Genomic DNA, 15,395 nt, shown 5'->3' with positions numbered 1-15,395 from the left:
CGCTACGGCACACGTCAACAGCCCCGTGACCTCAAGGACGTACCCGATTACGAGGCCGCGGACATCAAGGCCTTGCTTCAACTTCTGCCCTCGATTCGATAGCGCCGCCTGGCCTGTGCTGGTCAAGCCCTGCGCCTCAATCCACAATCAGCAACGATGACTACCGCGACCAAAACTGACTTTGAGCCTGTGATCGGCCTGGAAGTTCACGTGCAGCTCAAGACCCGCAGCAAGATGCTCTGCGGCTGCGCCGTGCAGTTTGGTTCGCCCGCCAACAGCCTGACCTGCCCGGTGTGCCTTGGCCTGCCCGGCGCACTGCCCATGGTGAACCGGTTGGCCGTCGAGTACGGCATCCGTGTCGGGCTTGCACTGAATTGTCAGATCGCGCATCGCGTGAAGTTCGACCGCAAGAACTACTTTTATCCTGACCTGCCCAAGGGCTATCAGATCAGCCAGTACGACGAGCCATTGTGCTTTGACGGCGAGCTGCAGCTGCCCCTGATGGACCAGGCCGGCAACCCCAAAATCTGCCGCATCACCCGCGCCCACCTCGAAGAAGACGCCGGCAAGAGTATCCACATGGAAACCGGTACGCTGGTGGATCTCAACCGCGCCGGCACACCGCTGATTGAGATCGTGGGCGGGCCGGACCTGCGCAGCCCCGAGGAAGCCTACGTTTACCTGACCACTCTCAAGCGCAACCTGAGTTACCTGGGCGTAAGCGACCTGAGCATGGAAAAAGGAAGTCTAAGGTGCGACGCCAACGTGAGCATCCGGCCGCGGGGACAGGAAAATTTCGACGTACGCAGCGAGATCAAGAACCTGAACAGCTTCCGCTTCATGCAGCAGGCCATCGACTACGAGGTGCGCTGGCAGATCGAGCAGATTGAGGACGGCCACGCCATCCAGCAGGCCACCGTGCTGTTCGACCCCGACACGGGCGAGACCCGCGCCATGCGCACCAAGGAAGACGCGGCCGACTACCGCTACTTCCCCGACCCCGATCTGCCGCCGCTGGTGATCTCGCGCGACTGGGTGGCCGAGGTCGAGGCGGCCATGCCCGAGCTGCCGCGCGCCATGGCCGATCGCTTCGTGCAGCAGTACGGCCTGCCGGAGTACGACGCGACCACGCTGACCCAGAGCCCGGCCATGGCCGCCTACTTCGAGGCCGCGGCCAGGGACAGTGGCCAGGCCAAGATGGCCAGCAACTGGGTCATGGGCGAGGTCTCGCGCCGCCTCAACAGCGAGGAGCGCGACATCGCCGAGGTGCCAGTGGACGCGCCGCAACTGGCGGCGCTGCTCAAACGCATTGCCGACGGCACGGTGTCGAACAACGCCGCCAAGCAGGTGATGGATGCGCTGTGGAAGGGCGAGGGCAGCGATGTCGACGCCGTCATCGACGCGAAAGGCCTCAAGCAGGTCAGCGACAGCGGCGCGATCGAGAAGATCATCGACGAGGTCATGGCCGCCAACGCCGACATGGTGGCGCAGTTTCGCGCCGGCAAGGACAAGGCGTTCAATGCGCTGGTCGGGCAGGTCATGAAGGCCAGCAAGGGCAAGGCCAACCCGCAGCAGGTCAATGACCTGTTGCGCGCCAAGCTGGGCTGAAACGGCACGGGGGCCTGAACGGCCCCCGTTGGCTTGAGGAGGACGCTGCGCTCTAGCGCCCGATGGACGCCTGGGACGCCCAGAGCTGCTTGAGCTTGACCAGCTCTTCGTCGAAGCGGGCGTTGATGCGCGCCTTCTCCTGGATCTGGTCGGCCAGGAAGCGCTTTTGCACCTCGACCTGTTTCTCGTTGTCCTCGCGCTTGCGCCTGAGCCACATCGGCGCCTTGTTCGGCTCGGCCGCGTAGAACTCGAACTCGGTGTCGATCTCCTTGCGCTGATCGGCCAGCGCCACCTCGCGCTTGTTGACCGCGGCGATCACCTCGTCGATCTGGTTGAGCGCCTCGGCGCGCTCCTTGTCGTGCACCGCCTGGTTGGGGTAGCGCACCAGCAGCGCGCGGTCGCGGCGCTTTTCTTCCTGGATGCGGGCTTCCTTCTCGGCGTCGATGCGGCGCTGGGCTTCGAGCTTCTCGCGTTCTTCGCGGGTGTAGCTGGGCGGAATGACCTCGCGCACCGTGCCGGTCTTGCCCAGGCGCTGCTGCTCGCGGTCGAGGCAGTCGACGATGGGGCGGTCGGAGGTGATGCGTCTGCCCTTGGCGTCTATGCAGGTGTAGATGCTCTGCGCCTGCGCCCAGGCACCCCCCGCACAGGCCAGGCCGATGAGCAAAGCGGTGGTGGAGCGGAGATTCATCGAGCTGGGCAGGGGTGGGCGTTTAAGGGGTGTCAGACACCGTAACGGTCGCGGTAGGCCAGCACACGTTCGCGGTGCTCGGCGACGTCATTGCCGGGCTGAGCGGCCAGATACTGCAGCAAATCGTCCAGCCGGGCAATCGCGCAAACCTGCAAGCCGAGCTGGCGCTGCACGTATTGCACCGCACTGTGATCCACGTCGCGAACCACGCCGTCGGCGCCGACCTCGGTGGCCTTTTCCTGACGGTCGAGTGCAATGGCCACCGCCGCTGGCGTGGCGCCGGCGGCCTGGATGAGGGCGATCGATTCGCGCGCTGCGGTGCCGGCGCTCATCACGTCGTCGACGATCAGCACCCGCCCCTTGAGCGGCGCGCCCACGAGGGTGCCGCCTTCGCCGTGGTCCTTGGCTTCCTTGCGGTTGTAGGCGAACGGCACGTTGCGGCCCAGGCGGGCCAGCTCGATCGCCACCGCCGCCCCCAGCGGAATGCCCTTGTAGGCGGGGCCGAAGATCATGTCGAAGGCGATGCCGCTGTCGAGCAGGGCGCGTGCATAGAATCCGGCGAGCTGCCCCAGCTTGGCGCCATCGTCGAACAGGCCGGCATTGAAGAAGTAGGGCGAAAGCCGGCCGGCCTTCGTCTTGAACTCACCGAATTTGAGCGCGCCCGCGCCCACGCAGAACCGCACGAAGGCCTGGGCCAGTGTCTCGTTTCCGGCGCTGCCGTCTACCACCATGGGATCTTCCTTGTTCAAACTCACCAGCCTCAACCTCAACGGCATCCGCTCGGCCACCACCAAGGGCCTCGAAGACTGGCTGGCGAAAAGTGCGCCGGATTGTATTTGTGTGCAGGAGGTCAAGGCGCAGGCGCCGGATGTGGCCGGCCGCTTCGAGGCCCTGGCCGGGCTGCGCGGGCACTTTCACTTTGCCGAGAAAAAGGGCTACTCGGGCACCGCGGTCTACACCCGGCACGAGCCCAGCGCGGTGATCAGCGGCTTTGGCTCGCCGGAGTTCGACGCCGAAGGCCGCTACACCGAGCTGCGCTTTGACACCCCCCAGCGCAAGCTGTCCATCATCAGCGCCTACTTTCCCAGCGGCTCCTCGGGCCCGGAGCGCCAGGAGGCCAAGTACCGCTTTCTCGACGCGTTCTACCCGCACCTGCAGGCGCTCAAGCGCGATCGCGAGCTCATTCTGTGCGGCGACGTGAACATCGCCCACACCCAGAACGACCTCAAGAACTGGCGCAGCAACCAGAAGAACAGCGGCTTCCTGCCCGAGGAGCGCGCTTGGATGACCAGGCTGCTGGGCGAGGGTGGTCTGGTCGACGTGTACCGCCACCTGCGGCCGGACACCACCGCCGATTGCTACACGTGGTGGAGCAACCGCGGCCAGGCCTGGGCCAACAACGTGGGGTGGCGGCTCGACTACCACCTGGCCACGCCGGCCCTGGCGGCCCACGCCAGGACCGAGTCGGTCTTCAAGGACCAGCGCTTCTCCGACCACGCGCCGCTCACCATCGGCTACGACTTCAAGCTCTGACATGCTGCGCTACGCCACCGTCCCCGTCACCGCCTTCGCCCAGAACTGCTCCATCGTCTGGTGCGACGAGACCAAGGCCGCGGCCATCATCGACCCGGGTGGCGACATCGAGCGGCTGCTGGCCGAGGTGAAGCGCCTGGGCGTCAAACTCGAAGCCATCTGGCTCACCCACGCGCACATCGACCACGCGGGCGCCACTGCCGAGCTGGCCCGGCGCCTGTCGCTGCCCATCATCGGCCCGCACCAGGGCGACCAGTTCTGGATCGACGCCTTGCCCCAGCAGGGCGCGATGTTCGGCTTTCCGCCCGCAGAGTCCTTCACGCCCACGCGCTGGCTGCACGACGGCGACACGGTGCAGATCGGCCATTGCACGCTGAGCGTGCGGCACTGCCCGGGCCACACGCCGGGGCATGTGGTGTTCCACTGCGCCGAGGCACAACGCGCCTTCGTGGGCGACGTGCTGTTTGCCGGCAGCATCGGGCGCACCGATTTCCCCGGCGGCAACCACGCCGAGTTGCTGGCCAGCATCCGCGAGCGCTTGTGGCCCATGGGCGACGAGACGGTGTTCATCCCGGGCCACGGACCCGAGGGCACCTTCGGCGAGGAGCGGCGGTTCAACCCCTACGTGGGTGAGGCGCGGGCGTGAAACGCGTCGCGATCCTGCAGTCCAACTACATCCCCTGGAAGGGCTACTTCGACCTGATCGCCGCCGTTGACGAGTTCATCCTCTACGACGACATGCAGTACACGCGCCGTGACTGGCGCAACCGCAACCAGATCAAGACGCCGCAGGGCCTGCAATGGTTGACGGTGCCAGTGAAGGCCAAGGGCAAGTTCCTGCAGACCATCCGCGAGACCGAGATCGACGGCGATGACTGGCGCGAGGACCACTGGAAGGCGCTGGTGCAAAACCACCGGCGCGCCCGCCATTTCGACGCCACCGCCGCATGGCTGGAGCCGCTGTACCGGGGTCCGGCGCATACCCACCTCTCGGTGCTCAACCGTTGCTTCATCGAAGCCATTTGCGGCCAGTTGGGCATCACCACCCGCCTGAGCAACAGCTGGGACTACCGGCTCGACGAGGGCAAGACCGAGCGCCTGGTCAGCCTGTGCCGCCAGGCCGGCGCCACCGAATACATCTCGGGCCCGGCCGCGCGCGACTACCTCGACCCGGCCCTGTTCGAGGCCGCCGGCATCGCCCTGCGCTGGTTCGACTACACCGGCTTCCCGGAGTACCCCCAGCTCTGGGGGCCCTTCGTGCACGGGGTCAGCGTGCTCGATCTGCTCTTCAATTGCGGGCCGGATGCCCCGCTTTTCCTGCGCTACCCGCGGGATTGAGCGACCTACACTCGCGCTCATGCAGGCCCTGAAGGCAGCCCCATGAGCCCCGCAGACGCCGCCGTCCCGCTGGCGCGCTACGGCGTGCTCGACCAAGCCACCGACGCCGATGCCTTGTCGTCGGCCGCGGCACAGCTGCGCCGCGTGGGCTACTGCGTGATCGACGCCGGCCTGAGTGCCGCCGAACTGGGCGAGCTGTCGGCCGCGTTCGACCGGCTGCACGAGCGGTACCTGGCCGTGCACGGTGCGGCCCGCATGGCCGCCATCGACGAACACAACACCATTCGCGCCCCCTTGCTGCAGGGCGAGCCCTGGTTCGTGCGCCTGGCCAGCTGGCCGCGCATGCTGGCGCTGGTCGGGCAGCTCATCACCGGGCGCTTCATCCTCAACCAGCAGAACGGGGTGATCAACCCGAGCGGGCAGGCCTACAACCAGGGCGCCTGGCACCGCGATCTGCCGTATCAGCACTTCGTGGCCGATCGTCCGATCGCGGTGAATGCGCTGTTCTGCCTCGACGAATTCCGCGCCGACAACGGTGCCACCTGGGTGCTGCCGGGCTCGCACACCCAGGCCGCGTTTGCGTCTGACGCCGACCTGAAGCAACACGCGGTGCAGGTCTCGGCCCCCGCGGGCGCCTTCATCGTGCTCGACGCCATGACCTTTCACTGCGGCGGCGTCAACCACAGCCCGCGCGCGCGCCGCGCCATCAACCACGTCTACGCCATTCCGCACATCCGCCAGCAGATCGGATTGAGCGCCGGCTTCGCGGGCGATGGCTCACTCAGTGCGCAGCAGCGCAGCCTGTTCGGTCTCGGTACCGAGGAGCCGCGCAGCATCGACGAATACCTGGCGCGCCGGGGGTTGCAATGAACCAGGCACCGCTGCTCGACGAGGTGGCCGGCTACTACGCCGACAGGCTGGCGCAGCACGGCAGCACGCCGCAGGGGGTGGACTGGAACGGCGAAGAAGGACAGCGGCTGCGCTTTGCGCAACTGCTGCAGGTGGTTGCCCCCGATGGCGAAGGCGAACTGCTGGACCTGGGATGCGGCTATGGCGCACTGCTCGACACCTTGCGGCCGCGGTTCCAGAAGCTGCGCTACCTGGGCCTGGATGTGTCACCCCCGATGGTGGCGGCGGCGCGCGAGCGCCACGGTGCGGACCCGCTGGCGCGTTTCGAGCTCGGCGCCCGGCCGGCACAACCGGTCGACTACGCGGTGGCCAGCGGCATCTTCAACGTGCGCCTGTCGCGCAGCGAGGACGAATGGCGGGCCTATGTGCTCGACACGCTGGACACGATGCACGCCAGCACGCGCCGCGGCTTCGCCTTCAACTGCCTGACCAGCTACTCGGACGCCGACCGCATGCGTGCCGATCTGCATTACGCCGACCCCTGCGCGCTGTTTCACCACTGCAAGACGCGCTACAGCCGGCAGGTGGCTTTGTTGCACGACTACGGCCTGTACGAGTTCACCGTGATCGTGAGGAAGCCATGAGCAGCAGCGACCTGATCATCTTCGGCGCGGGCGACATCGCGCAGCTGGCGGCCTTCTACTTCAGGCGCGACTCGACGTTGCGCCCCAAGGCCTTCACCGTCGATGGCGCCTACGTCAAGGAAGACCACTTTGAAGGTCTGCCCGTCGTGCCCTTCGAAGAGGTGGCTGCGCGCTACCCCGCGGCCGGGCACCAGTGCTTCATTGCATTGAGCTATTCGGCCCTCAATGGCGTGCGCCGCAGCAAGTACGAGGCGTGCAAGGCCCTGGGCTACCCCATCGCCAGCTATGTCAGCAGCCGCGCCAGCGTGCTCAGCGAGGAACCCATCGGCGAGAACGCCTTCATCCTCGAAGACAACACCATCCAGCCGTTCGTGCGCATCGGCCACAACGTCACGCTCTGGAGTGGCAACCACATCGGCCACCACAGCGTCATCCGCGACCACGTGTTCATGGCGTCGCAGGTGGTGGTCTCGGGCGGGGTGGACATCGGCGAGCAGTGCTTCATCGGCGTCAACGCCACACTGCGCGATCACATCACCATCGGTGCGCGCTGCGTGGTGGGCGCCGGCGCCCTGTTGCTGGCCGACGCCGAGCCCGAGGGTGTCTACATCGGCCAGGCCACCGAGCGCTCGCGCGTGCCCAGCACGCGGCTGAGAAAGCTATGAACGGACGCTGGCGCAAGCGCGGCTGCGTGTACGCGCCGCCGTCGGTGGCGCTGCATCCCAAACTGGCCACGCACGCGGCCAACCCCTTGCCGGTGCACCTGGCGGGCGACGTGTACCGGGTCTTCTATAGCGGACGCGACAGCGCCAACCGGTCCTCGGTCGGAGCGGTCGATGTGGACGTGGTGCGGGGCGAGGTGGTGCAGGTGCACGCCGAGCCATTTTTCGTTCATGGTCCGCCTGGCAGCTTCTTCGAAGCCGGCGTGAGCATCGGCTGTCTGCACACCGTGGGTGAACAGACCTGGATGCTCTTCATGGGCTGGCAAACGCCCGAAGGTGGTCATTGGCGAGGCGACATCGGTGCCTTGCGCGTGGGCAACGATCTCTCGCTATCGCTCGATGGCGATCGCCCCTGGATGGGCGTCGACGCCACCGATCCCATGAGCCTGTCCTACCCCTGGTCGCTGCGCCTGGCCGACGGCACCTGGCGCCTCTGGTACGGCTCCACGCTGGCTTGGGACGCGGGCAACGGCGAGATGCTGCATGTGATCAACGCCGCCACGTCAGTGGACGGCCGACACTGGACGCGTGAGGGCCTGTCGGTGCCGTTCCAGCTTGGCCGTGCGCAGGCCTTCTCGCGCCCGACGGTGGTGGTCGACGACCGTGGCGGCTTCGACATGTGGTTTTCCTACCGCGGTGCGCCCGGGTGCGCCTACCGCATCGGCCGCGCTCGCAGCGCCGACGGTCTGGCCTGGTGCTTGTGTCTGGACGAGGCCGGCATCGATGTGTCGGCCGACGGCTGGGACAGCGAGATGGTCGAGTACCCCTTTGTGTGGACGCACGGCGGTCAACGCTACATGCTCTACAACGGCAATGGCCACGGCCGCAGCGGCTTCGGCCTGGCGCAATGGGAGGGCGACTGAGCACGTCGCAAGGGCACGCCATGGAACACATCCCCTTCAACCGCCCCTACATGACGGGGCGCGAGCTCTCCAACATCGCCGAGGCGCATCTGCGCGGTGTGCTGGCTGGCGACGGCCCCATGACGCGCCGTTGCCACGAATGGCTGGAGCAGCACACCGGCACGCGCAAGGCGCTGCTCACGCACTCATGCACCGCGGCGCTCGACATGGCTGCGCTGCTGGCCGATGTGCAGGAAGGCGACGAGGTCATCATGCCCTCGTTCACCTTCGTCTCCACCGCCAACGCCTTCGTGCTGCGCGGCGCGGTCCCGGTGTTCGTGGACATCCGCGCCGACACGCTCAACATCGACGAGACGCTGATCGAAGCGGCCATCACGCCGCGCACGCGCGCCATCGTGCCGGTGCACTACGCCGGCGTGGCCTGCGAGATGGACACCATCCTCGATATCGCCAAACGCCACGGCCTGCTGGTGATCGAGGACGCCGCCCAGGGTGTGATGGCCCGCTACAAGGGCCGCGCGCTGGGTGCCATCGGCGAGCTCGGTGCCTACAGCTTTCACGAAACCAAGAACGTGATCTCGGGCGAGGGCGGTGCGTTGCTGGTCAACCGCGACGACCTGGTGCAGCGCGCCGAGATCCTGCGCGAGAAGGGCACCGACCGCAGCCGCTTCTTCCGCGGCCAGGTCGACAAGTACACCTGGCAGGACGTCGGCTCGTCCTTCCTGCCGGGCGAAATCATCGCCGCCTTTCTGGCGGCGCAGTTGCAGGAGGCGCGCCAGATCACCGACCTGCGCCTGGCCAGCTGGCAGCACTACCACGGGTTGCTCGAGCCGCTGGAACGTGCCGGGCGATTGCGCCGCCCGGTGATCCCCGACGGCTGCGAGCACAACGCCCACATGTACTACGTGCTGCTGGCGCCGGACGTCGATCGTGCGGCGGTGCTGCAGCGCCTCAAGGACGCGCAGGTCAACGCGGTGTTTCATTACGTGCCGCTGCACACGGCGCCGGCGGGTCAGCGCTTCGGCCGGGCCGTGGGCGAGCTGCCGAACACGGTGGCGCTGTCACAGCAACTGGTGCGCCTGCCGTTGTGGATCGGCCTCACCACGGCGCAACAGGACCACGTGGTGAGCGTTCTGGCGCAAGCGCTGCGCGCCTGAGCCGCAGGCGCGTCGTCAGCCGCGCCGTGCCTGTTCGTACAAGCCCTGCACCTTCGGCAGGTTGGCCTCCAGCTCGCGGATGCGGTTGGGGCCGCTGGGGTGGGTGGACAAAAAGCCCGGCCCGCCCGCGCCACCGCCGGCCGCGGCCATCTTCTGCCACAGCGTGACGCTGGCGCGCGGCAGGTAGGCGGCGCGCGCGGCCAGCTCCAGGCCGACGAGGTCGGCCTCGGTCTCGTCATCGCGGCTGTACTTGAGGCTCAGCAACTGGGTGCCGAGGTTGGCGGCCACGTCACCCAGCTGGCCCAGGCCCAGCAGTTGGGCGGCCAGGGACAGGCCCATGCCGGTGGCGCTGGTTTTGGCGACGCGCTCGCGTGCGTGTTCGCGCAGCGCGTGGGCCATTTCGTGGCCCATGATCATCGCGGCCTCGTCGTCGGTGAGCTTGAGCTTCTCGAGGATGCCGGTGTAGAAGGCGATCTTGCCGCCGGGCATGCAGAAGGCGTTGATCTGCTCGCTGCGGATCAGGTTGACTTCCCACTGCCAGCGCGAGGCGCGTGAGTTCCAGGGTGCGGTGTGCGGAATCAGCCGCCGTGCGATGGTGCGCAGGCGCTGCAACTGGCCATCGCCACTGGGTGCGAGTTCGCCCTTGGCCTTGGCTTCGGCCAGCATCTGGGCGTACTGCTTGTCGGCGGCACCTTCCAGCTGGTCGGCCGACACCAGGTTGCGCAGCGCCGAGGACTTGCCCACCTCCACCTGGGCCAGGGCCGGTTCGGCTGCAGCGGCGCCTGCGGCGAGCAGAAAGCCGCGACGGGCGTTCCAGACGTGGGCGGGCCGTTCGCGCACCGCGGTGTCGGCGACGGGGTGGGACTTCAGATCGCAGAGCAGGCACATGCGCGAATAATAGGCAATGCTGCTCACCCGTGCGTGACGGCTCATCAGCTCATGCCGTCCACCGAAAATCCCGCTCCCCGCCCCACCTGGGCCCAGACGCTGCGCGTCTACCTCGAACCCGCCAGTCTGCGCATGTTTGCGCTGGGCTTTTCGGCCGGCCTGCCGTTGGTGCTGGTGCTGGGCACCCTGAGTTTTCGCCTGCGCGAGGCCGGCATCGACCGCACCACCATCGGCTACCTGAGCTGGGTGGGGCTGGCCTACGGCTTCAAGTGGTGCTGGGCGCCATTGGTCGATCGCCTGCCGATCCCCGGGCTCACCCGCGCGCTCGGGCGCCGGCGCAGCTGGCTGCTGGCGTCGCAGCTGGGCATCGCGGGCGGCCTGGTGGGCATGGCATTGGCCGACCCCCGTGCAGGCCTGGAGGTGGTGGTGTGGTGCGCGCTGGCGGTGGCGTTTGCCTCGGCCACGCAGGACATCGCGCTGGACGCCTTTCGCATCGAGTCTGCCGACGTGCAGCGCCAGGGCGCCCTGGCCGCAACCTACCAGACCGGTTACCGCCTGGCCATGATCTGGGCCGGCGCCGGTGTGTTGTGGATTGCCGCGCGCAGCGAGCTGCTGGGCGCCACCGGTTACCAGCAGGTGGCCTGGCGCACCGCCTACCTGGTGATGGCGGCCAGCATGGCGGTGGGCGTGCTCACCGTGCTGTTCTCGCGCGAGCCGGCGCGGCTTGAGCTGCCTCCGGCACGCAACCCCTCGGAGTGGTTGCGCGGCGCCTTGATCGACCCGTTTGCGGACTTCCTGCGCCGCCACGGGCGCCAGGCGCTGCTCATCCTGGCGTTGATCGGCGTCTACCGCATCAGCGATGTGGTGATGGGCATCATGGCCAACCCGTTCTATGTCGACATGGGTTTCACCAAGGACCAGGTGGCCGCGGTGAGCAAGGTGTTCGGCGTGATCATGACGCTGCTGGGCGCATTCGTTGGCGGCGCGCTGGCCATGCGGCTGGGGGTCATGCGCGTGCTGATGCTGGGCGCGGTGCTGTCGGCTGCGAGCAACCTGTTGTTTGCGTGGCTGGCCAGCCAGGGCGCCAACCTGACCGCGCTGGTGTTCGTGATCTCGGCCGACAACCTGAGCGCCGGTGTGGCCTCGGCCGCCTTCATTGCCTACCTGTCGAGCCTGACCAACGTGCGTTACTCGGCCACCCAGTACGCGCTGTTCAGCTCGATGATGCTGCTGGCGCCCAAGTGGGTGGCCGGCTATTCGGGCGCGTTCGTGGACGCGTACGGCTATGTGCCATTCTTTCTGGGCACGGCGGCCCTGGGTGCGCCGGTGCTGCTGCTGGTGTGGCTGGCCACGCGCTGGACGCCGCTGCCGGCCAGCGCCAAGGTCAGTGCCAAGGTCAGTGCCGAGGTCAGCGCTGACTCACCAGCCAGGCCCGGATCGCAGGCTTGACGACCTTGCCCAGCGCGGTGCGCGGCAGCGCGTCCACCCGGTGCCAGTGGCGCGGCCACTTGTAGCGTGCCAGGCGCCCGTTCAGTGAGGCCTCGACGCCTGCTGACCAGTCGTCCGGCGCAGCATCGCGCAGCACCACCACCGCCACGCAGACCTCGCCCCAGCGCTCATCGGGGCGGCCGACCACGGCGCACTCGGCCACCCAGGGGTGCTCGGCCAGCAGGTGTTCGATCTCGGCCGGGTAGATGTTCTCGCCGCCCGAGATGATCATGTCCTTGGAGCGGCCGACCACGACGTAGTTGCCCTGGGCTTCCTGACGCGCCAGGTCGCCGCTGTGGAAGAAACCCTCGGTATCGACGGCGTCAACATCGGGCCAGTACAGGCTCACCACGTTGGGGCCGCGCACGCAGATTTCGCCCACCCGCCCCCGGGCCACGGCATCGCCCTGCAGGTCCACCAGCTTGACCTCGACGCCGGGGGCCGGCCACCCGCAGGAGCCCGCCAGCTCGACGGCCCGATCGGGCCCCAGCGCGATGGAGAACGGCCCTGTCTCGGTGGCGCCATACACGTTGCACACCGGCACGCCCCGCGCGTGGCAGGCGCGAAGCAGCTCGGCCGGCAGCAGGCTGGAGCCGGCCCAGATGGCGCGCAGGCAACTCAGATCGACGGCCGACCAATGCGGGTGCTGGATGAGCGCCTGCAGCGTGGCGGGCACCTGCAGGGTGAGCGTCGGGCGCTCGTGCGCCAGGGCGTCGAGCACGGTGCCGGGGTCGAAGCGGCGCTGCAACAGCACGCGCGCGCCCACCGACAGCGCCGGCAAGGTCTGGATGCACAGGCCGCCGACGTGAAACAGGGGCAACACCGTGAGCACGGTGTCGCGGTCGCTCATTTGCTGCACCTCGCTGGCGATGGCCATGTTGGCCAGCAGGTTGGCGTGTGTATGGACGGCGCCCTTGGGATCGCCCGTGGTGCCCGAGGTGTAGACGAGCAACACCGGGTCGCTGGCGCGCCCCTGGTCGGGCACCGGCTCAACCGGCGAAAGATCGAAGGTGGCCACGTCGATGGCCTGCAGCCCCTCGGCGGCGGCCAGGGCGCGCGCCGGCTCGGCAAAGGCGTCGTCGTGCAGCAGGCAAACCGGCGCGCAATCGTCGAGGATGGTGGCCCACTCGGCCGGCGAAAGGCGGTGGTTGAGTGGCACCAGCACCGCGCCGCGCAATGCCAGCGCGAACAGCAGGGCCAGCTGTGCCGGGTGGTTGAACCCCAGCCAGGCGACGCGCAAGCCGCGTTCAACCGGCAGGGCGCGCGCCAGCGCATGTACCCGCTCGGCGAAGGTCGCGTAGTCCAGGCGCTGCCAGCGCGCATCCGCGCCGTCCCATTGCAGGGCGGTGTGGATGGCGTGGGTGGTGGCGCGCTGCGAGAGCAGGGCGCCCAGGGTGTTTGCGGCTTCCAACGGCATTTACCTTACTTTACGTGGCCCTCAATCCGGGGAAACGGCCACTGGTCAGCATGCTCGACGAACGTGTCCCCGTCGCTACACTGAACCGCATGACGACCTCCCGCTTGTTGATGATCGAAGACGACGCGCGCCTTGCCCAGATGGTCAAGGAGTACCTGGGCCAGTCGGGCTTTGACGTGACCCACGCCGCCGATGGCGAGCAAGGGCTGGCCCAGCTGCCGCTGGTTCAACCCGAACTCGTGATTCTGGACCTGATGATGCCCGGCATCGACGGTCTGGAGGTTTGCCGGCGCATCCGTGCCATGTCGGGCGAACAGGCGCGGGTGCCGGTGCTCATGCTGACCGCCAAAGGCGATCCGATGGACCGCATCATTGGTCTCGAGCTCGGTGCCGACGACTACCTCCCCAAACCCTTCGAGCCGCGCGAGCTGCTGGCGAGGGTGCGGGCGGTGCTGCGCCGGCGGGCAGAGGGCGGTTCGGCGGGCGCGACCCGGTCGACGCCGGTGATGCGATTCGGCACGCTGGAGATCGACCGCGACGCACGTACCGTGGCGGTCAATGACGCGCTGTGCGAGCTCACCTCGTACCAATTCGATCTGCTCGTGGCACTGGCCGAGCGCGCGGGCCGCGTGCTCACGCGCGACCAGATCATGGAAGCCGTGCGGGGGCGTGAGCTGGAAGCCTTCGATCGTTCGATCGACGTGCACATCGGCCGCATCCGTGGCGCCATCGAGGTCGACAGCAAGAACCCCAAGCGCATCCTGACCGTGCGCGGGGTGGGCTATGTGTTTGCCAAGCAGCAGGACTGAGGGTCCACGCGCATGAGCCTGTCGGTCTTTGGGCAACGCCTGTACCTTCGCATCTGGCTGGCGGTGGTGGCGGCGGTCACCGTGCTGACGCTGGTGGTCGGGTGGTTATGGCAGCAGGCGCTGGAACGCGACCGCGCCGAGCGCGAAGCCAGGGTCACGCGCACCATCGTGGTTGAAAACGCGGCGGGGGACGTTCTGGGCGACGCGCCCGCGCGGGCCGAGCGCATACCGGGTGGGGGCTGGCGGTTCGAGGTCGTGATGAACGACGGCGAGAGGCTCTATGTCACGCTGCCGCGTCCGAACCGCCAGCCCGGTGGACCACCCGGCCCGGGCAGCCGGGCGCCGGCATGGCTGCTCACGCCTGCTGGTTTTGCCTGGTTGCTGGGCCTGGTGGCGTTGGCGGTGGCGTTTGGCGCCTACCCGATCGTGCGGCGACTGACCAAGCGGCTGGAGACGCTGCAAAAGGGCGTTGAGCGCTGGGGCGCAGGCGACCTCAGCGCCCGCATGCCGGTCAGCGGGCAAGACGAGGTGGCCTTTCTCGCCGAGCGCTTCAACGTGGCGGCCGAACGCGTGCAGACCCTGGTGCAGGCCCACAAGCGGCTGTTGGCCAATGCCTCGCACGAGCTGCGATCGCCGCTGGCGCGCATCCGCATGGGGCTCGCCCTGGTGGGCGATGACCCGGCACACCGCGCCCAGCGGGCCGAAATCTCCCGCAGCATCGACGAGCTTGACCAGCTGATTGACGAAATCCTGCTGGCCAGCCGGCTCGACCTGCGAGACGGGGCCGATCCGGCCGCCTTCGGGCCGACCGAGGAGGTAGATCTGCTGGGTTTGGCGGCCGAGGAATGTGCACGATCCGAAGCCCAGCTCGACGTGCCCGAGGGTGCGCACGATCTGGTGGTTCAAGGCCACGCCAGGTTGCTGCGGCGCGTGGTGCGCAATCTGCTGGAGAACGCGCGCCGTTATGGCCGCGCGGTGGGCGCCGCCAACGCTGAGGTGAGCCTGAGCCTTGGGCGCAGTCCCGACGGGCGCCTGGTTGTGCTGGCGGTCGAAGACCACGGCCCGGGCGTGCCAGCGGATCTGCGCGAGCGCATTTTCGAGCCCTTCTTTCGCCTGCCCGGCGCCAGTGAACGCGAAGGCGGCGTCGGATTGGGGCTGGCGTTGGTGCGAACCATCGTCGAGCGGCACGACGGCTGGGTTCGCTGCGAAGACAGGGTCGGTGGTGGCGCGCGCTTCGTGGTTGGTCTGCCTGTTTGACGGCCGTGGATCGCGTTTATCCCCTATTTGGGGGATGGCGCGGTTCTATGCTGCCCCGCACAATGCCGCCCAGTCGCTGTCACGACGGGCCATTGCGGCGCTGGCGCACCAAAAATGCACCCAACGCTGCTCCA

Annotated in this window: 16 protein-coding genes; 12 read left to right on the top strand and 4 right to left on the bottom strand. The window is 68.0% G+C overall.

Going from position 1 to position 15,395, the window contains the following annotated elements:
• Nucleotides 1–156 precede the first annotated feature (156 nt).
• Nucleotides 157–1,608, top strand: coding sequence for an Asp-tRNA(Asn)/Glu-tRNA(Gln) amidotransferase subunit GatB (gene gatB, locus KF871_RS17510; RefSeq protein ID WP_291145533.1), 1,452 nt, complete (start codon nt 157–159; stop codon nt 1,606–1,608).
• Nucleotides 1,609–1,660: 52 nt separating this feature from the next.
• Here gatB and KF871_RS17505 read toward each other — a convergent pair whose 3' ends face one another.
• Nucleotides 1,661–2,296 carry a DUF4124 domain-containing protein gene (locus KF871_RS17505; protein WP_291145530.1) on the bottom strand — a complete coding sequence of 212 codons (636 nt, stop codon included), beginning with the start codon at nt 2,294–2,296 and terminating at the stop codon, nt 1,661–1,663.
• A gap of 32 nt (nt 2,297–2,328) precedes the next feature.
• Nucleotides 2,329–3,027: an orotate phosphoribosyltransferase gene (pyrE, locus tag KF871_RS17500; protein WP_291145528.1), complete on the bottom strand. Its 699-nt coding sequence runs from the start codon at nt 3,025–3,027 to the stop codon at nt 2,329–2,331.
• On the opposite strand from pyrE, the gene KF871_RS17495 reads away from it, so the two are divergent.
• The 8 genes from KF871_RS17495 to rffA are packed head-to-tail and all read left to right on the top strand — an operon-like array spanning nt 3,026 to nt 9,402.
• Nucleotides 3,026–3,829 (top strand): exodeoxyribonuclease III, encoded by an 804-nt coding sequence (locus KF871_RS17495; RefSeq protein WP_291145526.1) that lies wholly within the window; start codon nt 3,026–3,028, stop codon nt 3,827–3,829. The genes pyrE and KF871_RS17495 overlap by 2 nt on opposite strands.
• A gap of 1 nt (nt 3,830) precedes the next feature.
• The gene (locus tag KF871_RS17490) at nt 3,831–4,475 is read left to right on the top strand and encodes an MBL fold metallo-hydrolase (protein ID WP_291145523.1); all 645 of its coding nucleotides are present in this window, start codon (nt 3,831–3,833) and stop codon (nt 4,473–4,475) included.
• The gene (locus KF871_RS17485) at nt 4,472–5,167 is read left to right on the top strand and encodes a WbqC family protein (protein WP_291145521.1); all 696 of its coding nucleotides are present in this window, start codon (nt 4,472–4,474) and stop codon (nt 5,165–5,167) included. The genes KF871_RS17490 and KF871_RS17485 overlap by 4 nt, the downstream gene beginning before the upstream one ends.
• Before the next feature lie 42 nt (nt 5,168–5,209).
• Nucleotides 5,210–6,037, top strand: a complete 828-nt coding sequence (locus tag KF871_RS17480; protein WP_291145518.1) for a phytanoyl-CoA dioxygenase family protein — start codon at nt 5,210–5,212, stop codon at nt 6,035–6,037.
• Entirely contained in the window at nt 6,034–6,660 is a 627-nt protein-coding gene (locus KF871_RS17475; RefSeq protein ID WP_291145515.1) for a class I SAM-dependent methyltransferase, read from the top strand. Before KF871_RS17480 ends, KF871_RS17475 begins: the two co-directional genes overlap by 4 nt.
• Nucleotides 6,657–7,325, top strand: a complete 669-nt coding sequence (locus KF871_RS17470; protein ID WP_291145513.1) for an acetyltransferase — start codon at nt 6,657–6,659, stop codon at nt 7,323–7,325. The genes KF871_RS17475 and KF871_RS17470 overlap by 4 nt, the downstream gene beginning before the upstream one ends.
• Nucleotides 7,322–8,245: a hypothetical protein gene (locus tag KF871_RS17465; protein ID WP_291145510.1), complete on the top strand. Its 924-nt coding sequence runs from the start codon at nt 7,322–7,324 to the stop codon at nt 8,243–8,245. Before KF871_RS17470 ends, KF871_RS17465 begins: the two co-directional genes overlap by 4 nt.
• 20 nt (nt 8,246–8,265) lie before the next feature.
• A complete protein-coding gene (gene rffA / locus KF871_RS17460; protein ID WP_291145507.1) occupies nt 8,266–9,402 on the top strand; it encodes a dTDP-4-amino-4,6-dideoxygalactose transaminase in 1,137 nt (378 codons plus the stop codon).
• A 15-nt stretch (nt 9,403–9,417) separates the two neighbouring features.
• Here the strand turns inward: rffA and KF871_RS17455 are convergent, their stop codons facing one another.
• Nucleotides 9,418–10,290: a M48 family metallopeptidase gene (locus KF871_RS17455; protein ID WP_291145541.1), complete on the bottom strand. Its 873-nt coding sequence runs from the start codon at nt 10,288–10,290 to the stop codon at nt 9,418–9,420.
• Nucleotides 10,291–10,341: 51 nt separating this feature from the next.
• Here KF871_RS17455 and KF871_RS17450 point away from each other — a divergent pair, with 51 nt between their 5' ends.
• Nucleotides 10,342–11,739 (top strand): MFS transporter, encoded by a 1,398-nt coding sequence (locus KF871_RS17450; RefSeq protein ID WP_291145504.1) that lies wholly within the window; start codon nt 10,342–10,344, stop codon nt 11,737–11,739.
• Here KF871_RS17450 and KF871_RS17445 read toward each other — a convergent pair.
• On the bottom strand, nt 11,699–13,189 hold the full coding sequence (locus KF871_RS17445) for a class I adenylate-forming enzyme family protein (protein WP_291145501.1): 1,491 nt from the start codon (nt 13,187–13,189) through the stop codon (nt 11,699–11,701). The two genes, KF871_RS17450 and KF871_RS17445, sit on opposite strands and share 41 nt — an antisense overlap.
• A gap of 95 nt (nt 13,190–13,284) precedes the next feature.
• Here KF871_RS17445 and KF871_RS17440 point away from each other — a divergent pair, with 95 nt between their 5' ends.
• The gene (locus KF871_RS17440) at nt 13,285–14,004 is read left to right on the top strand and encodes a response regulator transcription factor (RefSeq protein WP_291145498.1); all 720 of its coding nucleotides are present in this window, start codon (nt 13,285–13,287) and stop codon (nt 14,002–14,004) included.
• Nucleotides 14,005–14,016: 12 nt separating this feature from the next.
• Complete coding sequence (locus tag KF871_RS17435; RefSeq protein ID WP_291145495.1) at nt 14,017–15,261, top strand: ATP-binding protein; 1,245 nt, start codon at nt 14,017–14,019, stop codon at nt 15,259–15,261.
• Nucleotides 15,262–15,395: the final 134 nt, after the last annotated feature.

Origin of the sequence: Hydrogenophaga sp. (genome assembly GCF_019635465.1) — a bacterium.
Classification (GTDB): Bacteria; Pseudomonadota; Gammaproteobacteria; order Burkholderiales; family Burkholderiaceae_C; genus Hydrogenophaga.
This window is presented reverse-complemented; position numbering and strand designations above follow the sequence as displayed.